Annotated in this window: 21 protein-coding genes; 3 read left to right on the top strand and 18 right to left on the bottom strand. The window is 45.5% G+C overall.

Features of this window, described 5'->3' with window-relative positions; genetic code table 11:
* Positions 1-133 precede the first annotated feature (133 nt).
* Positions 134-859 carry a DUF2161 family putative PD-(D/E)XK-type phosphodiesterase gene (locus ACIFSR_RS22670; RefSeq protein WP_339204379.1) on the top strand — a complete coding sequence of 242 codons (726 nt, stop codon included), beginning with the start codon at positions 134-136 and terminating at the stop codon, positions 857-859.
* Here the strand turns inward: ACIFSR_RS22670 and ACIFSR_RS22665 are convergent.
* The 3 genes from ACIFSR_RS22665 to trmL all read right to left on the bottom strand — a co-directional run bounded on the left by ACIFSR_RS22665 (position 843) and on the right by trmL (position 3,269).
* Positions 843-2,039, bottom strand: coding sequence for a PLP-dependent aminotransferase family protein (locus tag ACIFSR_RS22665; protein WP_339204380.1), 1,197 nt, complete (start codon positions 2,037-2,039; stop codon positions 843-845). The two genes, ACIFSR_RS22670 and ACIFSR_RS22665, sit on opposite strands and share 17 nt — an antisense overlap.
* A 340-nt stretch (positions 2,040-2,379) precedes the next feature.
* Positions 2,380-2,628 (bottom strand): AbrB/MazE/SpoVT family DNA-binding domain-containing protein, encoded by a 249-nt coding sequence (locus ACIFSR_RS22660; RefSeq protein WP_054023539.1) that lies wholly within the window; start codon positions 2,626-2,628, stop codon positions 2,380-2,382.
* 176 nt (positions 2,629-2,804) lie between these two features.
* Positions 2,805-3,269 (bottom strand): tRNA (uridine(34)/cytosine(34)/5-carboxymethylaminomethyluridine(34)-2'-O)-methyltransferase TrmL, encoded by a 465-nt coding sequence (gene trmL, locus ACIFSR_RS22655; RefSeq protein WP_339204382.1) that lies wholly within the window; start codon positions 3,267-3,269, stop codon positions 2,805-2,807.
* A gap of 149 nt (positions 3,270-3,418) precedes the next feature.
* Between trmL and ACIFSR_RS22650 the strand changes: the two genes are divergently transcribed.
* A complete protein-coding gene (locus tag ACIFSR_RS22650) occupies positions 3,419-4,141 on the top strand; it encodes a response regulator transcription factor (RefSeq protein WP_076267607.1) in 723 nt (240 codons plus the stop codon).
* Positions 4,142-4,240: 99 nt separating this feature from the next.
* On the opposite strand, the gene serC is transcribed toward ACIFSR_RS22650, so the two are convergent.
* The 11 genes from serC to liaF form a co-directional block, all read right to left on the bottom strand.
* Entirely contained in the window at positions 4,241-5,326 is a 1,086-nt protein-coding gene (gene serC / locus ACIFSR_RS22645) for a 3-phosphoserine/phosphohydroxythreonine transaminase (RefSeq protein WP_076267606.1), read from the bottom strand.
* A 217-nt stretch (positions 5,327-5,543) separates the two neighbouring features.
* The gene (gene glnA, locus ACIFSR_RS22640) at positions 5,544-6,968 is read right to left on the bottom strand and encodes a type I glutamate--ammonia ligase (RefSeq protein ID WP_076267605.1); all 1,425 of its coding nucleotides are present in this window, start codon (positions 6,966-6,968) and stop codon (positions 5,544-5,546) included.
* Positions 6,969-7,257: 289 nt separating this feature from the next.
* The gene (gene aroF, locus ACIFSR_RS22635) at positions 7,258-8,319 is read right to left on the bottom strand and encodes a 3-deoxy-7-phosphoheptulonate synthase (RefSeq protein ID WP_076267604.1); all 1,062 of its coding nucleotides are present in this window, start codon (positions 8,317-8,319) and stop codon (positions 7,258-7,260) included.
* Between the two features lie 297 nt (positions 8,320-8,616).
* Positions 8,617-9,597: a 4-hydroxy-3-methylbut-2-enyl diphosphate reductase gene (locus tag ACIFSR_RS22630; protein ID WP_339204386.1), complete on the bottom strand. Its 981-nt coding sequence runs from the start codon at positions 9,595-9,597 to the stop codon at positions 8,617-8,619.
* 37 nt (positions 9,598-9,634) lie between these two features.
* Positions 9,635-11,161, bottom strand: coding sequence for a sensor histidine kinase (locus tag ACIFSR_RS22625; RefSeq protein ID WP_430060080.1), 1,527 nt, complete (start codon positions 11,159-11,161; stop codon positions 9,635-9,637).
* A 4-nt stretch (positions 11,162-11,165) separates the two neighbouring features.
* Positions 11,166-11,858, bottom strand: coding sequence for a response regulator transcription factor (locus ACIFSR_RS22620; protein ID WP_076267601.1), 693 nt, complete (start codon positions 11,856-11,858; stop codon positions 11,166-11,168).
* Between the two features lie 84 nt (positions 11,859-11,942).
* Positions 11,943-13,631 (bottom strand): S1C family serine protease, encoded by a 1,689-nt coding sequence (locus tag ACIFSR_RS22615; RefSeq protein WP_430060078.1) that lies wholly within the window; start codon positions 13,629-13,631, stop codon positions 11,943-11,945.
* Positions 13,632-13,823: 192 nt separating this feature from the next.
* Positions 13,824-14,237, bottom strand: coding sequence for a YugN family protein (locus tag ACIFSR_RS22610; RefSeq protein WP_339204391.1), 414 nt, complete (start codon positions 14,235-14,237; stop codon positions 13,824-13,826).
* Between the two features lie 75 nt (positions 14,238-14,312).
* The gene (locus ACIFSR_RS22605) at positions 14,313-14,978 is read right to left on the bottom strand and encodes a response regulator (protein ID WP_076267598.1); all 666 of its coding nucleotides are present in this window, start codon (positions 14,976-14,978) and stop codon (positions 14,313-14,315) included.
* A gap of 17 nt (positions 14,979-14,995) precedes the next feature.
* Positions 14,996-16,009 (bottom strand): histidine kinase, encoded by a 1,014-nt coding sequence (locus tag ACIFSR_RS22600; protein ID WP_430060077.1) that lies wholly within the window; start codon positions 16,007-16,009, stop codon positions 14,996-14,998.
* A gap of 7 nt (positions 16,010-16,016) precedes the next feature.
* On the bottom strand, positions 16,017-17,036 hold the full coding sequence (gene liaF, locus ACIFSR_RS22595; protein WP_339204394.1) for a cell wall-active antibiotics response protein LiaF: 1,020 nt from the start codon (positions 17,034-17,036) through the stop codon (positions 16,017-16,019).
* Between the two features lie 263 nt (positions 17,037-17,299).
* Here liaF and ACIFSR_RS22590 point away from each other — a divergent pair, with 263 nt between their 5' ends.
* Positions 17,300-18,595, top strand: coding sequence for an ammonium transporter (locus ACIFSR_RS22590; protein ID WP_430060075.1), 1,296 nt, complete (start codon positions 17,300-17,302; stop codon positions 18,593-18,595).
* Between the two features lie 68 nt (positions 18,596-18,663).
* On the opposite strand, the gene ACIFSR_RS22585 is transcribed toward ACIFSR_RS22590, so the two are convergent.
* The 4 genes from ACIFSR_RS22585 to thrS form a co-directional block, all read right to left on the bottom strand.
* Positions 18,664-19,047 (bottom strand): hypothetical protein, encoded by a 384-nt coding sequence (locus tag ACIFSR_RS22585; protein ID WP_339204396.1) that lies wholly within the window; start codon positions 19,045-19,047, stop codon positions 18,664-18,666.
* 173 nt (positions 19,048-19,220) lie between these two features.
* A complete protein-coding gene (locus ACIFSR_RS22580; protein WP_430060073.1) occupies positions 19,221-19,349 on the bottom strand; it encodes a hypothetical protein in 129 nt (42 codons plus the stop codon).
* Between the two features lie 61 nt (positions 19,350-19,410).
* On the bottom strand, positions 19,411-20,004 hold the full coding sequence (locus ACIFSR_RS22575; RefSeq protein ID WP_430060071.1) for a 3D domain-containing protein: 594 nt from the start codon (positions 20,002-20,004) through the stop codon (positions 19,411-19,413).
* 60 nt (positions 20,005-20,064) lie between these two features.
* Positions 20,065-22,002, bottom strand: coding sequence for a threonine--tRNA ligase (thrS, locus tag ACIFSR_RS22570; RefSeq protein ID WP_339204399.1), 1,938 nt, complete (start codon positions 22,000-22,002; stop codon positions 20,065-20,067).
* Between the last annotated feature and the right edge of the window lie 372 nt (positions 22,003-22,374).

Genomic DNA, 22,374 nt, shown 5'->3' with positions numbered 1-22,374 from the left:
TATGCTTATTCGAGGAGATAATTGCACACTATTTTTGTCCTTCATCCATCAAAAAACGACAAGTGCGCAAAATCCTTTGTTATAATGATTCATAAGCATCAATGGAAATGAACGTGGAGAGGAGTTAGCAAACGTGGCAGTAGCACGCGAAGAAGAGCTCTACAAACCTATAAAAAAGTATTATGAGCAGCTTGGGTATGCGGTAAAAAGCGAGGTCCTTCATTGCGATTTGGTCGCTATTCATCCTGAGCGAGCCGATACGATAATTGTCGAAATGAAAAAAACATTCAATCTCGCCTTGCTTTTGCAAGGGGTTGAACGTCTTCGATTAAATAGCCATGTCGTGCTGGCGGTTGAACGCAATCGAACGAAAAGCGGAGCGCACAACCAGCGCTTTGGCGATTTGACTGAACTGTGCCGAATGCTAGGACTCGGTTTTATGACCGTCACCTTCTATAAAACAAAGCCGCCGGTCATCGATTGGTTATGTCAGCCAGGCGATCCACCGCTGCGCGGAGTAAGGCGCAAGAAGCAAGCACAGCTGCTGACCGAGTTTAAGGAGCGCAGCGGCGACTATAACGTCGGCGGCAGTACAGGTCGCAAGCTTGTTACAGCATACCGCGAGAAGGCTCTGCGCTGTGCTTATGCGCTTCACACCTCGGGACCACTAGCGCCGCGCGAGGTCGCAGCCATTACTGGCTATAGACGCAGCGGCGAAACGCTGCGCAGCAATTATTACGGCTGGTTCGATCGCATTGAACGCGGCAAATACAGCCTGCGCCCTGAGGGCGCGGCTGCATTATCTGAATATAGCAATGTTATCGCTGAATGGTCAGCATCGGTTAGCTCCGCCCCGTAAATTCGCCGATCGCTTCAACAAACCGCAATACGCCTTGTTCTGTACGCGCTCCTGTATTATACGTGTAATTCAACCTTGCAGTGTTGCGCTGTGGATGATCGGCATAGAAAGAGCTGCCCGGCACAAACGCAACCCCTTTTTGAACCGCACACCGCAGGAGCGCCTCTGCATCCAAACCGTCAGGCAGCTCCAGCCATAGGAACATGCCGCCTTTCGGTTTTACCCAAGTGACGCCCTCTATTGCCTGGCGCTCAAGGAGACCATGCATCTCAAGCATACGCTCGCCGTATGACTTTGAGATAAGACGGATATGACCATCGAGATCAAACCCTTTAAGCAATTGACTTAATATTTGTTGATCGATCGTACTCGAGTGAAGATCGGCAGCTTGCTTAGCTTTGGCTACCATGTTGATGACTTCACTGTCTCCGATAGCCCAACCTGACCGCAGCGCAGGTGCTACCGTTTTAGAAAACGTACTCGTATAAAATACCGCGCCGCCCTCTACTTGTCCTTCTAATGAGAACAATGTAGGGAATTGCTCGCTCTCATCAAATTTTATGTCACCATAAGGATCATCTTCAATAATTGGCATTTCGTTTTGCTTGCAGAGAGCAAGTATTTTCTTCCTTCGCTCAACGCTCCATACACGTCCCGTTGGATTGCCGAATGTCGGTACAGCATAAAGCAGCTTCGGACGATACTCGCGAATAAGACGCTCTGCATCCTCAGGAATGATTCCATGCTCATCACTCTCCGCTGCCACTACCTTTAAACCATGAAGAGCAAATACTTGCAAGCTTGCCAAGTAAGTAGGCTTCTCTACCAAGATTACATCTCCAGGCTCTGTAAGTACGCCAACGAGCAAATCAATCGCCTGCTGCGATCCTGTCGTCAGAATCATTTGATCTGGATTAACATGCATTTGCTTAACGGCCATCCGCTCACAAAGCTGCTCCCGCAATGGCAAATACCCAGCTGTCAAACCATACTGCAATGCGCTTGCTCCTGCAGTAAATACTCGATCTGCTGCTTCGCGCACGGCTTGTACGGGGAACAGCTCCTCAGCTGGAAGTCCTCCAGCAAATGAGATCATTTCCTTTCCTTGCGTCAGCTTAAGTATATCCCTAACCGCTGAAGATTTAAGCTCTGATACTCTAGATGAAAAACGATAATTCATATTGATTGCTCCTCCTCGCAAGCTATATTGCTATGCTTATACTCTCTATGTTAACAATGTGTTCACAACTTTTAAAGTTTTCTTTTTTGCCATCGTTGGTTATAATAAAGACAGCATACTTGGAGGTGTCCCACAGATGAACTTTATTATCGTTATGACTGTGTTTGCATTGTTCATTACGGCGATGCTTACCAGCTCTTACAATGATGACAAAACAAAAGGACTATAAGCCTGCTTTATCCGCTTATAGCCAGCGCAACAAAAAAATGAAGCTTCCCGAAGAGCAACAATACTCTTCTCGGGAAGCTTCATTTCGTTATACAGCATGCAAAAACGCTGATTAGCGTTGCAGAACTGCCATTTCTTCCATACATACACCACAAACATAGCGATCCTTGAAATCACGAACTTCAACCATTGAACCGCAAAAAACACACTTTGGACGGTAACGCTCCAAAATGATATGGTCACCTTGGACGAAAATTTCAACGGGATCGCCCTCGTTCATCAAATAACGTTTACGTAATGATTTTGGAAGTACAATACGTCCGAGTTGGTCCACTTTTCTTACTACACCTGCTGGTTTCATCACTTTCACCTCTTCTGTGTCTGGTTTCGCAAGCTATTTTTGAGAAACCTCTGCGTTATAGTCTTTCGATGGCACTTCAGTATTTCCTTCCTAATTTAATAATTTCTTAATATCCTGCAATAATTCTTTTTATTAGAGCAAAAAAATTCCAAAAAATGAGAAATAAATTAACATTTTTAATCGAGTCCTGGAAAATGATTTTGTCTAAGCGCTTCATACACGATAATTGCTGCAGAATTGGACAGATTAAGTGATCGCACTTTATCCGTCATCGGCAATCTAATGCAAGTTTCTATATTCGCATCTATAAGCTCCTGTGGCAAGCCCTTTGTTTCTTTCCCGAATACAAAGAAATCGCCATCCTGATACTCGAACTGTGAATACGTCTTCTTCGCTTTCGTACTTGCGTAGAAGAATCGGCCTTGCGGATAACTTGCGAGCACCTCATCGAAGGAATCATGATACTCGATATGTACCGAGTGCCAATAATCGAGTCCTGCCCTCTTCAAAGTACGATCGTCCGTATCGAAGCCAAGTGGTCTTACCAAATGCAAAATAGTGCCGGTTGCAGCGCATGTACGAGAAATATTACCTGTATTTGCAGGAATTTCTGGTTCTACCAAAACAATATGAAATGGCATAGTTTTGTTTCTCACCTCTCATTTTGCCTATTATACACGAAAATGACGAATATTTTTACACCCACTTTACGTACCGTTAATCTCAAGCATAATTTCAACCTTCATAATAGAACCATAATAGGCGGAAACACATGGAGGAGAGCTGAATCATGCGAAAAAAAATTTTGATCGTGGATGACGAACCATCTATTTCAATGTTGATTGAATTTAACTTAAAGCTGGCAGGTTATGATGTACGTTGTGTAGGTGATGGTGAAGCTGTATTCGAAATGCTTAAACCTTTCCGTCCCGACTTAATTGTTCTAGATCTCATGCTGCCAAAAATGGATGGACTCCAAGTTTGCCGCGAGCTGCGCAAGCAAAGCAATGCTGTACCCATCGTTATGCTGACTGCACTTCAAGACGTAACCGATAAAATAGCTGGTCTTGATAATGGTGCCGATGACTATATGACTAAACCTTTTAGCCCGCAGGAGCTTGTTTCCCGTATTCAAGCTATTTTCCGCCGAGTTCAATCGCTTCCAGGCACTGCTGATGACACTACGTTCAACATTGGCCGCTTGAAGGTTCAGGTTGAACAGCGTGAAGTATTCATAGACGGCAAATCCGTTGAGCTTACGCCAAAGGAATTTGAACTGCTATTGTTCCTATGCCGCCACAAAGGAAAAGTGCTTAGTCGCCAGCAGCTGCTTCACGGCGTTTGGGATTACCATTTCCTCGGTGATACACGAATCGTCGACGTTCATATTAGCCATCTGCGCGACAAGATCGAGAAAAACGCACGTACGCCGGAATATATTATGACTGTCCGCAATGTCGGTTATAAATTAAACGGTCCTCATATTGCTGAGAGCAGTCTTGCCCAAGCTTAATGAACTTATAACGTCCATACCAAAAAAACAGCCTGCTTCTATATTAGAAGCAGGCTGTTTCTATTCTAGCAATAATAGGCGTGAAATCAAAACTACTTATTAACCGTTCCGTTTTTGGAAGTCAGCCATGAATTGTGCAAGCGCCTGGCAGCTCTCAAGCGGAACCGCATTGTAAGTTGAAGCTCTTAGTCCGCCAACATCGCGATGACCCTTCAAGCCTTCAAAACCTTCTTTCAACGACTCCTTAACGAACAGAGCCTCAAGCTCCTCCGTTTGAATACGGAAAGTAATATTCATAAGCGAACGGCTTTGCGGCTGAGCACAGCCCGTGTAGAAGCCGCTGCTTTGATCGATAGCGTCATAGATCAGCTTCGTTTTGTCGCGGTTGTACTGCTCAAGCTGAGAAACTCCGCCCTTTGCCTTGATCCACTCCAGAACCAGCTTCACCATATATACCGAGAAAGACGGCGGTGTATTGTACAACGAACCGCTCTTCGCATGCGTGCTGTAACGGAACATCGTTGGAATCGTTTTGTTGCTGCTCTCGATAAGATCCTTACGAATGATGACAACGGTAACGCCTGATGGACCTAGGTTTTTTTGTGCACCGGCATAAATGACGCCAAATTTGCTCACATCAATCGGTCTGCTCAAAATATCACTGGACATATCCGCAATAAGTGGCACATCACCAGTGTCAGGGAATTCTTGGAACTGCGTTCCGCCGATTGTTTCATTTGATGTTAAATGCACATAGGAAGCATTGCTCGGAACTTCAATTTCTGACATAGTCGGCATACGCATAAATTTGTCAGCTTCAGTCGAAGCGGCAATAACCGTTTCTCCGACAAGTTTCGCTTCTTTAAGCGCTTTGTCAGCCCAAGCTCCTGTCATGACGTAAGCGCCTGGCTTGCCAGGCTGCAGAAGATTCAGAGGAAGCATAGCAAACTGTGTGCTCGCGCCGCCTTGCAGCAATAGAACCTCATAGTTTTCTGGAATTCCGAACAATTCACGAAGCAGGGCTTGCGATTGATTGTTCACTTCTTCATACATTTTGCTGCGGTGAGACATTTCCATAATGGACATCCCTGCGCCCTGATAATCAACAAATTGCTCCTGGGCTTGCTTCAGCACCTCAAGTGGTATTGCGGCTGGTCCTGCATTAAAATTAAATGCTCGTGTCATCTTCGGATACCCACCTCTGTTTCTTTATTTATGATATGGATATGATAGCAATTTTGAAGGGCTGCATCAAGTGTATTCCGCATATTAAATAAATTAAAAGTCGAACGTATGACGCAATACTGTCAATAAACATTCGGATTTCGTTCATTATATCTTTACAAACGATAAAAAAACGGGTCCCAGAGGGACCCGTTTCTTATATTTCTTGAACGATTGATTAGCAATCGTAGTAAAGGCTGAACTCATGCGGATGAATACGGATTGCAACAGCTTTAGCTTCTTGACGTTTTACTGCAACGTAGTTGTCAATGAAGTCTTTAGAGAATACGCCGCCTTCAGTCAAGAAATCGGAATCTGCTTCAAGGGCATTAAGCGCCTCGTCAAGCGTTCCAGGAACGCTGCGGATTTCTTTTTTCTCTTCTTCTGGCAATTCGTAGATGTTTTTGTCGAAAGGACCGTAACCAAGAGCTACTGGATCAAGCTTGCGCTTGATGCCGTCCAAACCTGCAAGCAGCATCGCTGCAAATGCAAGGTAAGGGTTAGCCGTGTTGTCCGGTGTACGGAATTCAATACGACAGCCTTTAGGTGTTACAGCTGCAATCGGAATACGAACGGCTGCAGAACGGTTACCTTTTGAGAATACAAGGTTAACCGGCGCTTCGTAACCAGGCACAAGACGTTTGAATGAGTTCGTGCTTGGGTTAGTGATTGCGATCAAAGCTGGAGCGTGGTAAAGCACGCCGCCGATGTAGTGCATAGCCATTTCGCTTAGGTTAGCGTAAGCGCCTTTGTCATAGAACAAAGGAGTATCGCCGTTGAAGATAGAAGCATGAACGTGCATACCGCTACCGTTGTCACCGAATAGTGGCTTCGGCATGAAAGTAGCCGTTTTGCCATATTGGCGAGCTGTGTTGTGAATAATATATTTGAACTTCATAAGATTGTCGGCTGTTTTTGTCAATGTGTCAAAACGGAAGTTGATTTCTGCTTGACCAGCAGTTGCAACTTCATGGTGATGACGTTCTACGCGAAGGCCCGATTCCTGCAATAGGCGAACCATTTCGCTGCGGATGTCTTGTTGGGAGTCGATAGGAGCTACAGGAACATAGCCGCCTTTAACTGGAATTTTCGAACCAAGGTTTCCGCCCTCTTCTTTACGGTTCGTGTTCCAGCCAGCTTCCTCGGATTCAACAACATAAGAGGATGCGTTCATTGTGCTTTCATAGCGAACTTCGTCGAAAATAAAGAATTCAGGTTCTGGTGCAAAAAATGCTGTCGTACCAATACCCGTAGTTTGAAGATACTCTTCAGCCTTTTGAGCGATGCTGCGTGGGTCACGGTCATAACGATCGCCTTCAGGTGTATGAATATTACACATAACGTTCAGTGTAGGATGATCAGTGAAAGGATCAATAAATACGGATTCTGTATCCGGCATCATAACCATATCGGAATTTTCGATACCGCGGAAACCGTGGATTGATGATCCATCAAAAGCTACTCCGTTTACAAAAGTATCAGCATCAACCTCAGCAGCAGGAAGCGTGATGTGGTGAGCCTTACCTAGAAGATCCACGAAGCGGAAATCTACAAACATAATGCTGTTTTCTTTAATATTGTCCAAAACATTTTGAACTGACATTATAATTTCCTCCATTTCCGAACATTAGCGTAGTGTTGAACAAGTATTGTTCAATTATTGCTCCAAATCCATGTCGTTATTATAAAACTAGCCCTCAATCTCCGTCAATAGCTATGTAAGGTATTTTTTGAACTCATGTTAGGTATACTTACAAGTTTGTACGTTTGTTCACAAATCCTCAATAAAAAAAGCTGAGATCCTTTTATTTATAAGGCTTTTTGAGAACGGTTACACAAAAAACAAAAAAACTTTGCCATCCTAAGATGACAAAGTTTGGTTTGATGTTATGTTAGATTTTCCACTCTACAAAGGCTTCTGCTGGTGCTTTTGGCGTATCAAACTGTTTGCCTACGATCGGTGCCAACTTCTCTAGGTCCTTCAATAAGTTAGCGAATTGGTCCGGGAATAAGGATTGTACCCCATCGCCAGTCATCGAGTTATCTGGATCGGTATGCATTTCAACAATCAATCCGTTCGCGCCAGCCGCTACTGAAGCTTTAGACATAGGCTCAACCAGCTCACGACGGCCTGTTCCATGGCTCGGGTCAGAAATTACTGGCAGATGGCTGAGCGATTGAAGCACTGGAATTGCAGATAAATCAAGCGTATTGCGCGTGTAGGTTTCGAATGTTCGGATTCCGCGTTCACACAACATGACATTTGGATTGCCGCCTGCCAAAATGTACTCCGCCGCATTCAAAAACTCGTCATAGGTTGAGCTGAATCCACGTTTAAGCAGTACAGGCGTTTGAATCGTTCCAAGCTTGCGCAGCAAATCGAAGTTTTGCATATTGCGTGTACCTACTTGAAGAATGTCCGCGTATTCTGCACATACATCCACATATTCTGGCGTCATGACCTCTGTAATCGTCAGAAGGCCGTGCTTCTTGCCCGCTTCCGCCATCATAACAAGCCCTTCCACGCCTACACCTTGGAAGCTGTAAGGCCCTGTGCGCGGCTTGAAGGCGCCTCCGCGCAGCACCTGTCCGCCAGCCGCTTTTACTAAACGAGCAATCTCGTCGATTTGCTCCGGTGTTTCAACAGCACAAGGTCCGCCCATTATAACAAGATTGCTTCCGCCGATTTTCACGCCTTTTATGTCAATAACTGTATCATCTGGATGGAAGTCACGGCTTGCTAGCTTGTATGATTTCGAAATTTTAATAACGTTTTCCACACCTTTCATTTGACGCAAATGCTCAGCAAGCGTAGGTTCTGCTTTGCCAATAATTCCAATTACCGTGCGATCCGTACCTCTTGATACATGTGCTTGAACTCCTGCTCTTTCAATATGAGCAACAATTTCTGTAATGCGTTCTTCTGCAATATTTGAATTCGTGATAACGATCATAGGGATCACTCCTAAATTTATTGTGGGATTTGGGCAAAAAAAATGTACAAACTTTTGCTTAATAAATGCATGGCATTGCACGAAGTGCGCCTCATTTTCTCATCATTCATTGGATATTCACTTTACAGCTTTTATGCTTCGTAGCTTTTAAGCTTCTACGCTTTTAACCACTAAAGTAAATATACAAGAGAAACTCATTTTCGTCAACCCCGTCATAATAAAAAAGGAGATGAAACTCATTCATGATGCTTCTTCTGCATCAATCACTCGTCTCATCTCTCTCTTCATGTTAGCTATTTATTCAGGTTTCTCTGCGGTTGCCGTTGCCGCTGGCGTCGACTTCACTCGAACATTAGGCAGCAGCTTATTCATATTGACCGTACGACGGATTTCCCATGTCTCCGGATTATTATGATCGTACTGCTCTAAATAAGTAATAACCTCTTTCGTAAGCGGCGTCGGCGTAGACGCACCAGACGTAACTGCGACACGATCGATGCCTTTCAGCCACTCCTGTTCAATCTCTGACACATCGGAAACGCGGTAAGCTTTCACTCCTGCGATCTCCTCGGATACTTGTGCTAGACGGTTCGAGTTGTTGCTTCGCGGATCGCCAACTACGATCGTAAGCTGCGCTTCGCCTGCTTGCTCTGCTACCGCCTCTTGACGAACCTGAGTTGCCATGCAGATTTCATTATGAACCTCTGCAGTAGGATAACGCTCAAGGAGCTTGCTAATCACATGACGAATATCCCATTGCGACATCGTCGTTTGGTTCGTTATAAGAATGCGCCCTTCCGGCACATTAAGCGCAGCAATTTCCTCTTCCTTTTCGATGAGGTGAACCTGCTCCGGCGCAACGCCGATCGCTCCTTCGGGCTCAGGATGGCCCTTCTTGCCAATATAAATAATATGATAGCCTTCCGCCGATTTATCGCGAATGAGATCATGAGTTCTCGTAACGTCAGGGCATGTCGCATCCACAACGGAAAGCCCCTTGTCACGAGCACGCTGACGTACTTCTGGCGAGACGCCATGCGCTGTAAATATAACGGTGCCTTGTTCGATTTGATCCAAAATGTCGAGTCGGTTGGCACCATCAAGCGTAATGACACCTTCCTGCTCGAATGCTTCTGTAACATGGGCATTATGGACAATCATACCTAATATATAAATAGGTCGCGGCAGCTCCAAGTTTTTGACCGTTTGCAAAGCCAGTACCATCGCGTCGACGACGCCATAGCAATAACCACGCGGTGATATTCTAACGATTTCCATTTATTGCACCTGCTTTCTGACCGGATATGCGTAACAGCTATGAATCCTTCATTTCATCCGTTGCTACTATTATAGACGAATGAGACGTGTCAGAAAAGCTAATTGGAAGCCAAATCGTAAACTTCGTTCCATTTCCTTCGCTAGTGAGCACTTCTACAGAGCCTTTATGCTCATCAATAATCCATTTTGCAATGGATAATCCAAGACCTGTACCGACGGTAACTCCCCGTGATTCGTCCGCTCGATAGAAGCGATCGAAAATATGCGGGATTTCATCTGGATTCATCCCAATCCCTGTATCTTGGATAACGAAGCCGATTTGCAAATCCGTTCTGACCGCACTCAGCTCAACCGTACCCTCCGACGTATATTTGAATGCATTCTCAATAAAAATAAATAACAGCTGCTGCAAATAATTGTGATTGGCATTGACGCGTACCCCATCCAGTGCCGATAGATCGCCCAGCTTCCATTCAGCTGTACGCGGGAGCAGCTGTGCTCTGCGCACAACCTCCTCTGTAAGCGGCAGCAGATCAAGCGGCGTCTTCTCCATCGTATAACCCGCATCTGCTCTCGCAAGCGCAAGCAGATCATTAACGAGCGTACTCATACGAATCGCCTCAGCAGATATATCGCTCATCGCTTCTTTGGACATATCCCATCGATCCGAATCCAGTGGCAGCCACTCGCCCGTATCGATATCTCTATTGGTCTCTCGAACTCGCGTCCACATCCGCTCGAGCAGCTCAATATTGCCCCGAATCGTTGTCAAAGGCGTCCTAAGCTCATGAGACGCATCAGATACGAACCTGCGCTGTGCTTTGTAAGCTTCATCAAGCTCATTGTATGCCATCTCCAAACGCGCAAGCATCACGTTTAACGTACTTACAAGCCTTCCTATCTCGTCCTTCGGCCCCATGACAGGTATGCGCACACTGAGATCAGCACCATTTTCAATTTGCTCTGTAGCACGAATGACTCGTTCAATTGGACGAAGTGCCTGACGTGCAATCAATAGCCCTACTGTAAAGGCAATAAAAACAACGATTAATGATGAAAAAATGAGAATAGTACGTAATCCATTCAAAAATCGTTCCTCATTATATGAGAATACACCAACTTGGACTAAACCCACTAAGCTGTTATCACTCTCTAAATAAACAGGTCGCTGATAGGTGAGCATAGCATATTTGTTTTTGTTAATTTCGACGTGGATTTTAACAAAACCCTTTTTAGGCTTAGTATTGACCTCAGGATACGGTATAACGAATTCATAAGGGAAGTTGTTTGATTGCTTAATAGCACCTTCCTTATAATTCACCAATTGAATATACATGTCTTTTTTGTCAATTCGAAACTGAGGACCTACTATTAAATCCAAAGTTTCATCTAGAAAATTAGTTGCACCGATAACATTGATTTTACTATTTTGAACCAACATTTGTTCTTTAATCTCAGCATACGTATTCCAATTAACAAAAATATATATAAATATCCCGAAAACGATCAGTGTTACCGCAAGCAAACCCGAATACCAAAGCGTAAGCCTGAGCCTAATGGACATATGCTTAACCCGCCTCTCCGCGAAGCACATAACCGGTGCCGCGAACCGTCTGAATGAGTCGGTTTTTGCCTCCGTCCTCTACCTTTTGGCGCAGCATCGCGATATACACCTCCAGCACATTCGACTCCCCGCTGAAGTCATAACCCCAAATCTTTTCCATAATTGCATCTCGCGTAAGTACACGCCGAGGATTCTCCATGAATAGCAGCAGCAAATCATATTCCTTGGACGTCAACTCAATACGGCGTCCCGAGCGAATCGCTTCTCTGGCATCCATATCCAAAATCAAATCCTCATAAAGCAGTTGATTGCTTGACTGCTCGATTTTATCTGCTTTGCGGCGCAGCAAGGCGCGTGTCCGCGCAAGCAACTCCTCCAACGCAAACGGCTTGACCAAATAATCGTCAGCCCCAAGATCAAGCCCTTTGACCCGGTCATTGATGTCATCCTTTGCTGTCAGCATCATAATCGGTACCGTACTGCCTCCCTCGCGCACACGGCGGCAAACTTCCCAGCCATCCACTTGAGGCATCATCACATCAAGAATAAGCAGATCCGGCTCCGTCTTAAGCAGCACCTTCAGTCCTTCCATCCCATTCGAAGCGGTAGTTACCTCATAACCTTCAAACGCTAGACTTCTGCGAAGCAAAGAAATAATTTTATCATCATCATCTACAACTACAATATGCTGTCTCAACGGCATGTCCCCCTCTATTTGCAGCAAAAAGCACAGAGCCTGCTGTCTCTCTGCGCTTTTTGTTTCTATCCATCATGTAAGGCTTTATTGAGCGCCTGACGTATTTTTATCACCAATCTCAACCTTCAAGTTCATCGCACTGCCTTTGCGCAAAATGTTCAGCTCGATCTTATCGCCAACTTTTTTGGTTTTAATTTGATCAATAAGAGCTTGCGTGTTTGCGTATTTCTTGCCGTCAATGCCGACGATGACGTCGAACTGCTGCAATTCAGCCAAGTATGCTGGTGAATTATAGTATACATTACGTACAATGGAGCCTTCTACTTTATCCATGCCTAATTGCTTCGCAATATCCGCTGTTACATCCTGCAGCTCTGCACCAATGTATGGAGCGGCTGGCTTAGGAATCGTCTTGTTGTTTTTAAGATTTTCCAGCACATCTTGAATCGTGCTCGTCGGAATCGCGAAACCGATGCCTTGTGCTTGCGAGCTTACTGCCGTATTAATGCCAACGACCTCGCCGTTCACATTCAAAAGCGGACCGCCAGAGTTGCCTGGGTTAATCGAAGCATCCGTTTGCAGCAAATGCTCGTATTTACGCGCTCCCTGTGTATCAGGGATATCGATCGGACGTTCTTTGGCACTTAATACGCCAACAGTAACCGTATGATCGAAGCCGTATGGGTTACCGATTGCTACAACCCAGTCGCCGATATTAATCGTATCCGAGTTGCCAAGCGGAAGCGTTGGGAACGCTTTGTCGCCAGTTACTTTAAGTACCGCTAAGTCTAAGTCATAGCTAGAACCCAGCAATTCAGCCGTGAATGGCTTATCATAGCCTTGAACAATAACTTTGATTTGGTCAGATTCTCCGATTACGTGCTGATTCGTTAAAATATAGCCTGTTGAATCGAAGAAAAACCCAGTTCCGATGCCTGATTGCTGCATGTTGCCTTCTTCATTCTTTTGTCCTTCATCCGGCTGTGTCGTTCCAGGGTAATCATCACCAAAAAATTGGCGGAAAAATGAATCATCGAGCATGTTGTTGCTATTGTTGCGTTTTGCCGTATTAACGAAGGTTTCGATTTTCACTACTGCTGGACTTGCTGTCTCGAACAATTTAGCAATGTTGTCTGGTCTATCCGCGACTGTAGCCGCACCGCCGTTGCTGGTCGTACCCGCAGAAGCAGTGGAACCCATTCCGCTAGATTGTGTATTTGATGTTAATGCGGCTTCTTTCGTGAACCAGTTGTTTAAGTCCGCTGTATACATCAAGCTGCCTACTACGAGAACACCTGCTAGAAACGATGAAAAAATGGCCTTAAAGGAAGTCCGGCGCGGTTCCCTTACTTGCCATGGCCCTTTGGAGGACTGCGGCGATGGCGTGAACGTTCGAATTTGGGATTGCATAGGCGATTGTGATCTTGCCCGTTCAGATTCCATCGTTGAATCCGATTGTACATTCACTTCTTCTACACTGGATGCCTGTGCTTGCGTATCGTGTGTATGTGTATTGCCGTACGGCTGATCTTGAATCAGCTTAGGCTTTTCCGATCCGTAGCCAGAAGCTGAAGGATTCCCGCCTTCTTGAGAATTCGCCTTATACGGTCCATACGAATAATAATAAGATGGCTTTGCCGGCTGCTCCGATGACTCATTTGAAATAGGCTGCACGGAGTCATTTACGCTTTCGCTGTTATCAGCTGAGCCATGTCCCTCTTCATTTTTGCGGAAAAAGTCGTCAAATCCCTTTTTGTTGTTTTGATCGTCCATGTACGTTCTCCTCCTTGAATCTTATTGCATCATGCGTCCAATTGGCATTCTATCCGGAAACATGTTATTTGATATAGTTCTATCATGCACATTCTACCTTAAAACAAACTTAAAAGGAATTTAAACAGAAATAAAAAAAACGCTCCCAAATGATTTTGGCAGCGTTTTTTTTGAGTGCTTCTACGATGTGAATCAATGCGGAAAAAGCTGCTCTACTTCATTTAATGCATCCTTTGCGCGATCAATCCACTGCGGCTCTACCTCAGCATCCGGATTCGACGGTGATTGGAATTGATCAAACAGCGCTCCGACTACTCGTACCGATGCTTCCGGATCATTTCCTTCTCTGTACTCATGCTTAAGTACGTAAGGTGTACCGAGTATAATCCTCGCTTCATTATCTTTTTCCCCAACATCAATTTGACCAGCAATGACTTCAAAAGGAATGCGAAGCCAAATCTTATTCGCATCATCAAGCGCGCGGTCAAAGGAACCAGCAGCATACTCCCAGTTGCCGCCAAGCGTGAATTGCTGCGACTCCAGCAGCTCTTTCGTTTCTAAGAAATGTTGCTCCCGTGATTCCAGCACGGACGAAATGGGTATCATGAAGGCATCTCCTTTGCACTAGCATATTTCTAATCTCTTTTTGCTAGTAGGTAGTATACCCTTCCATTTCCACCTTTATGTGCGATTAGCCCAGCCCTTGCGATGGGCCAGCACTGCAAGCTGTGTCCGGTCGTCAAGCTCACACTTCATCAATAAATTGCTGACATGTGTTTTCACTGTCTTTACACTTATATGCAGCTCTTCTGCAATTTCTTTGTTCGATTGTCCATCTGCGATAAGCAGCAGAACTTCCTTCTCACGTTCCGTTAACCCCTCATCACCAGACTGAGCGGTCTTCTGTCTTAAGCCTCTCGTTAACGCCTGCGATACGTCAGCAGTCATGACCGGCATTCCTTTGAATGCGCCGCTGATCGCATAAATAAGCTCTTCTGCAGAAACGGTTTTGAGCACGTAGCTGACAGCGCCAGCCTCTATCGCGCCATAAACCTTGTCATCTTCGAGGAAGCTGGTCAGCATTACGATTTTCATATCAGGAAAATGCGAGATAATCGCCCTTGTCGCTTCAATGCCATCCATGCCTGGCATCATCAAATCCATCAAAATAATATGAGGTCTATTTTCATCCGAGCTAGCCTTCAGCAAGTCAATTGCGGATTGTCCATTGCTCGCCTCTGCAATGACATGAAGCTTTGGCTCCAGCATTAGATAAGTACGAAGGCCCGTCCTTACCATATCATGATCATCCACGATCATTACTTTTATTAGTTCAGATGCATTCATTATTCATGCTCTCCCCGCTACATTTTTGGTATCGTAACCTTTACCCTCGTCCCGCTCCCAGACTTGCTCCAAATTTCGGCTGCACCGCCAAGCTTCTGTGCTCTCTCCTGCATCGTAGACAGTCCATATGAGCCGCGTCTTACCTCATCTACCTTGAAGCCAACTCCATCATCCTGCAAAATCATGCTAACCTGCCGTTCCGTATCTGCCATTGTCAGCGTGCAGCCCTTTGCGCTTGCATGCTTTACGATATTCGCCATCGCTTCTTGGACGATAAGAAAAAGCTGATGCTCCTTCGCTTCGGATAAACGCTCCTTCAAGCGCCATTCCAGCTCACCTTGCAAATTGTTTTGGCGGCAATAATCAGGGAACCACTTATCAAGCGCTTCATATAAAGTTCGACCTTCAAGCTCCATAGGCCGCAACTGAGCGATGAAATTCCTCATTTGTTTCTGAGCCAAATTAGACATATTGACGAGCTGCTCGAGCACAGAATCCGCACGTTCGCGATCAACCTGCTGCAGCTTTGGAAGCGATGAAGCGCACATATGGATAGCGAATAACTGCTGGCTTACCGTATCATGCAAATCCCTCGCCAAACGCTTGCGCTCCTCGAGCACTGCCGCTTCATTAGAAGCAGACTCCGTCATCACATACTCTTCGCCGCGTACTTGCAGCCATTTCATCTTTTCTTCCATCTGCTGAGCGAGCTCATTAAACTCACGATAAACCTCATTAAATGAATTATGACCGCCCTCAGTAATCCGAACGCCATAGTTGCCGTTTGATGCTTGCTTTAGCGATAAATGAAGCGTATCAATTCGGCGTCCAATGCGCTGCGCCGCCCAGTAACCGAACGCCACGCTGACAAGGAGGAAGACGGAGGCAGCCCCTAGGCGCACTTCCGTCTTATTGACTTCATCTAAGAGTCCATTCCACACCACCGCTCCAAGTATTAGAGACACAGTTGATGCAATGACAAACATTCCGATGAGCTCCCACTTTCCGCTCCTCAAAAACCGAACCATCATACTCGAATCACCCTACCTTTGTAACACGAACATCTCCGATAAACGTGCTGACGACCAGCTTAATTTTTTTGTTAGCTTCCTGATAAGTTGGCGATTGAATATTGATATTCGTAAACAATCCTCCTTCTTTCTGGCCAAGCACCTTCACATCGCCAATAAAGGCGCTTGATACAACCTGTACGCCTACTTCATAATCATTCGGAACGTATACCTTTACATCGCCAATAAATGAAGATACATGAATTTTGGTTTCACCCATGGATACTTGCGCTTTTGTTAAATCAAGCACGGTATCGCCGATGAAATGGGAAATATTAAGCGGCTTTAAATCCCAATAATCATGACCGATATGAATATCCCCAATAAACCCGGAGCGATTCTGCACATTGGAATCATTATGGTTCCACCATTCCACATGCTCCTTATGATTTCGTTTCCATTCTTTTTCATTTTTTTTGTATTCTGATTTATGGTGATGTTTCCATTCCTTATACTCTTTCTTGGTGGCAGAAAAATCATCATATGGTTTTTTTGAATCGCTTTCCTGCTTCTCTTCCTTAGTGTGCGTATCCACAGGCTGCTTCGTTGGATCAGGGTGAAGAGGCGGCGCTGGCGGAACAGATGCTTCATCTGTGTAAGGGCGGTATGATTTCCAATCATCTGTTGGCGGAGTTTGGCGTTTTGATCTTGGTCTCCAAATAATATTGATCCCGACTAAAATAACAACGATTGGCCAAATGTAAGGAATGATGTCGCCAATAGACCATGAGAACAAGTTTAAATTGCGTCCCAAAAATACACATCCGATTAATAGGACAATCGCGCCCCACCAGCTCGAACCCGAGCCGTACGTTCTGCTGGACAACAATCCGCGAATACCTACAATCATAATGATTACAGGCCAATAGGTAGAAAATAAATCTCCAATATCGAAGGTCACATGACCCGTTTGATTCAGTAAAAACAAGACGCCAACTGCAATGATGATTAACCCGGTGAATAACCGGTTTGCGAAGTTTCCGTTCATGCGGCACCAGCTCCTTACGATTCCATCGTCGTTTGATATTCTTAGTATAACGGACAACATGCAATAGAAAAAGGGACGACCGATTGAATTGTTAGTCAGTCTCTAGACTGAGCTTTTGTTGATTCTATCCATTTTAAACATAACATGCGTCATGAAACATAACGCAGAGCGTTGACATTGTTAACGTCTTCTATTTATAATGATGAACGGATTAAGATAATAGAGACCGCTATACATGAATATTAGGATTAGGAGATGAAGAAATGGACGTTATCGAACTGTCAAAAGGACTAGATACCATCTGGGTCGTTTTGACAGCAGCCATGATCTTGCTCATGGAGGGTGGTTTCGCATTGCTTGAAGCAGGATTTGTCAGGCAGAAGAATGCCGTCAGCATCATCATGAAGGTTTTTGTCGACATCGCTTTCGGCGCACTCGTTTTTTACTTTTTTGGCTTCGCACTCATGTATGGGCAGGACGCAGGCGGAATAATCGGAACGACCGGCTTTCTCATCAACGGAGACCTGTCTCACATAAAACTAAATATTACGCACGAAACCTTTTGGTTATTCCAATGCGCATTCGTTATAGCCGTCATTTCAATCGTGTCGGGCGCAGTAGCGGAAAGAATAAATTTTAGAGCTTATATTTTACTCACTATTGCAATGACCGGCTTCATTTATCCGTTAGCCGGACACTGGGTATGGTCAAGCAGCGGCTTTCTTGGCAAGCTTGGCATGATCGATTTTGCAGGCTCCGCTGTCATTCATGCTTTAGGTGGTTTCTCCGCTCTTGCCGCAGCTATTTTCATTGGTCCGAGAATCGGTAAGTTCAGTCCAGACGGCAAAGCCAATATCGTTCCGCCATCCAACTTGCCGCTTGCTTCTGTAGGTGCATTCATTCTATGGTTTGGCTGGTTCGGGTTTAATGCAGGCAGCACACTTAGCGCTACAAACGGCTCAATCGGACATATTGCGATTACAACGATGCTCTCGGCAGCTGCAGGCGGCGCAACATGTATTCTGTTTACGATGTTCCGCTACAAGAAAGCAGATCCGCCAATGGTCATCAATGGTTCGCTCGCCGGCCTCGTAGGTATTACTGCTGGCTGCGCGTTCGTATCTGACATCGCTGCAATTGGGATCGGTGCAGTATCCGGCATCGCGATGGTGCTGGTCACTGAATGGCTGGAACGCAGGCAGATCGACGATCCAGTCGGCGCCTTTGCCGTACATGGCGTCAGCGGCAGCATCGGAACAATTGCAGTCGGCTTATTCGCACTTCCCGAGCTAACCGAGGGCGTAGGCAAGGGCTACTACGGTTTATTTTATGGCGGAGGCTTCAACTTGCTCGGTGTTCAAGCATTAGGGCTCGTAATAGTTTCCTTATGGGGCTTCGCTTTAACTTGGGGCGCACTATGGCTGATCCGCAAAATTATGCCCGTCCGTGTCTCCAAGGATGAGGAGCTCATCGGCCTCGATGTTGGCATTCACGGTGTTCCCGCATACAGCCAAGAGCATGATTTCCTCGATTATGATCGCTTAAAAAACAGCAAATAAACATAAAGAACCGCCCGAGCCGGAATGGCCTGGACGGTTCTTTGCTATTATTTAGAATGATCATTCCATTAATCGTTCATCTCGTTGGCCAGCTCATAGGATACCGTTACAATATCGCTTGGAGCCGATACGTTTTTGATGGAGCGAGCACTTTCGATTTCCAGGCGGAGCGCACGAACCTTCTCCATCGGCTTTCTTACAAAATGAATATATTCAACAGCCAGATGATGATCAGGCTTCCTGCCAGTCAGCATTCTTCGAAGTGTAGACATCGATTGATACGCGCGGTCTTCCATCAGCCTTCTTTTCTCATAACGCTCAACCATCTGTTCAATTTCAGCTATTTCCTGCTCTTTCTTAGCAACGTAAGCATCAATAAAAGGTAAAACCTCGCCCGCTTTACGATGATGGGCAGCAATTACAAAGCCTGAATGAATGATCGGATCTGTCATGAGTATTCACCTATCTTGTCATGTTATTATTTCTTACATATGTAATCATACAACAAACCGAGGCCATTTGAAAACTGTTTTTTATTAGACGGTGCGATGAGCAGAGGACAAATAAAAAGAGGAACCGATAACGGTTCCCCTTTGTTTCCTTCTCATGGCATAGCAAAAAAATATTACTTCTCAGCTTTTTGCTGAGCATTGTTTGCCGCTTGTTTGTTAGCAGTGTTATTTTGGTTAAACTCTTCTGCGAATTCTGCATTGTATTGATTGTTTTGGGCTTTGTTGTTTTTGTTTTTAGCCATTGTATTCACCTCCCCGTTTCATTGATAGTATGGCATTCTTGCCGCTTATTATACGACTCATTTACGATTCTAAATACGTCTGCGGAATAGGCTTTCCAGCCTCTATAGCCAAGTTGATTTTGTTCAGCCATGCCTGCGAAAGCTTGCCCGTTCCCATACGCAGCACCTCTACATGAACGGTACGCTTGCCCCACTGCTCGTACACCTGCTTGATCGTTTCAAAATACAAGTCGATGCGTTTTCCCTTAATCGCTGAACCCGTATCAGCCACCACGCCATAGCCATAGCCAGGTATATAGAGCAGCGTCCCAATGGGAAACAGCCTCGTATCCGCCGCAATCGTTGAGACTTGATCCCTGCGTACCTTTACGCCCGAATAGGTGATTCCGTATTGTGGATGCCCTGGCCGTTTACCGGTCGATTCTACGCCAGCTGTGTAGCCTGTAGCAACAACTTCAACCTTTTTCGGCTTCGTGCGCGCAGCTGCCTCCGACTTGCCCAGGTTGTCGCTTTTGCTTGCAACAGGGCTTTGCTCAGGTGCTGATGCTTCAGCATGAACCGTATTGCCGCCCTTTGTATCTAAACCAATTACGATAACAGTTAGGAGCAGCAATGCCGTTAATCCTTTTTGAATATAAAAAAAGCTTGTAGCCATCTGGGTACTTCCTCCTCAGAAGAATAATGCCCCGATGGCTCAAGCTTTATGCGTTACTTATTATTGTTCTTTGTTTGCGATCTGCTTTTGCAGCTGCGAAATCAGCTCTGCAACTGGAATAGCGCCAAGATCGCCTTCACCGCGTTTCCTTACGGAGACGGCTTCAGCTTGCATTTCATTCTCGCCCACTACGAGCATATAAGGCGCTTTCTCCAGCTGAGCCTCACGAATTTTGTAGCCTAGCTTCTCATTGCGCAAATCACTTTCTACACGAATGCCGTTTTCTTGCAGCTGCTCGGCAACTTTACGGGCATATTCCTCATAAGCAGTCGATACTGGAATAACCTTCGCCTGTACTGGCGACAACCACAATGGAAGCGCGCCAGCAAAGTTCTCAAGCAAGAAAGCTGTCATTCTTTCCATTGTGCTTATAATGCCGCGGTGGATAACGACCGGACGGTGCTTCTTGCCATCATCGCCGACATATTCAAGCTCGAAACGCTCAGGAAGCAAGAAATCAAGCTGTGCAGTCGACAACGTTTCTTCTTTGCCAAGCGCCGTTTTAATTTGAACGTCAAGCTTAGGACCGTAAAATGCAGCTTCGCCTTCAGCCTCGAAGAATGGAAGCTCCAGCTCCTCAACCACTTCACGCAGCATGCGCTGTGACATTTCCCACATCTCATCATTTTGGAAATACTTTTCTGTATCCTTAGGATCACGATAAGATAAGCGGAAACGATACTCTTTAATTCCGAAATCTTCATACACTTTGCGGATCAAGTTAACCACGCGTGCAAATTCTTCTTTGATTTGATCCGGACGGCAGAAGATATGCGCATCATTTAGCGTCATGGCACGTACGCGGTGCAAGCCTGTAAGCGCGCCTGACATTTCATAGCGGTGCATTGTGCCAAGTTCAGCAATCCTAACAGGCAGGTCGCGGTAGCTGCGCATGTCGCTTTTAAACACCATCATATGGTGTGGACAGTTCATTGGACGAAGAACAAGCTCTTCGTTGTCCATAATCATTTTTGGGAACATATCCTCGCTGTAGTGCTCCCAGTGACCGGAGGTTTTATAAAGCTCCACATTTGCAAGCACTGGCGTATAAACATGCTCATAGCCCAGTCTTTCCTCTAGATCCACGATATAACGCTCCATTGTTCTGCGAAGCTTCGCGCCATTCGGCAGCCATAGCGGCAAGCCTTGGCCAACCTCACGTGAGAATGTAAACATTTTTAGCTCACGGCCTAGTTTACGGTGATCGCGTTTTTTAGCTTCCTCGAGGAAGTGAAGATGCTCATCCAATTGTGCTTTCTTAGGGAAAGCTGTTCCGTAAATACGCTGCAGCATTTTGTTTTTGGAATCTCCGCGCCAGTAGGCACCAGCTACGCTAAGCAGTTTAAATGCTTTAATACGGCCGGTAGATGGTAAATGCGGTCCACGGCATAGATCGAAGAACTCCCCTTGGTCATACATCGTAATAACCGAATCAGCAGGAAGGTCACGAATAAGCTCCAGCTTCAAGTTATCATCAAGCTCAGTGAAAATCGCAAGAGCCTCGTCTCTGCTAACTACACGACGACGAATGTCGATGTTTTGCTGAACGATTTTTTCCATTTCCTTCTCGATCTTCACAAGATCCTCTGGCGTCAACGATTGCTCCATATCAATATCATAGTAGAAGCCATCTTCGATAACCGGACCAATACCAAGCTTAACATTAGCATTGCCGTATATGCGTTTGATCGCTTGTGCCAGCAAGTGAGCTGTACTATGACGGTATACCTCAAGGCCGTCTGCCGAATCTACAGTAACGATTTCAATTGCAGCATTGTTGTCGATAGGTGTGTATACATCGACTACTTTGCCATCGATTTTTCCGGCAATTGCATTTTTACGCAAACCCGAGCTGATCGAGCCTGCTACTTCTTCAATTGTTGTGCCAGCCGCATATTCTCTTACCGCGCCATCTGGCAAAGTGATTTGAATTGTCATTTTGGTTCATCCTCCATTTTGTCCGTAAGCGAATTACGCTTCCATTCATCATTTCAAGCAAAAAAGAGCACAAAAAAAGCACGCATCCCTAAAAAAGGGACGAGTGCTTGTGTGCTCGTGGTTCCACCCTACTTCGACTGCTCTTTATTCCTAACGCAGCAGTCCTCGTATTATCTGGTAACGGAGATTTCCGGTACAGCATACTGCTATAGCGCTCAGCTTCATAAAAAACCTGCTATAGGTTGGGCCATACAGCTTCAAAGGGGTACGCCTGTGGACATTGTGGAAGGAAATTACAGCCAAGTTTCCTCTCTCTGGACCAAATATCATAAACAGACACATGTCTTTTTCATTGCCGATTACATCGTATAT

The sequence above is a fragment of the Paenibacillus sp. NRS-1760 genome (genome assembly GCF_050467785.1).
Taxonomy (GTDB): domain Bacteria; phylum Bacillota; class Bacilli; order Paenibacillales; family Paenibacillaceae; genus Pristimantibacillus.
This window is presented reverse-complemented; position numbering and strand designations above follow the sequence as displayed.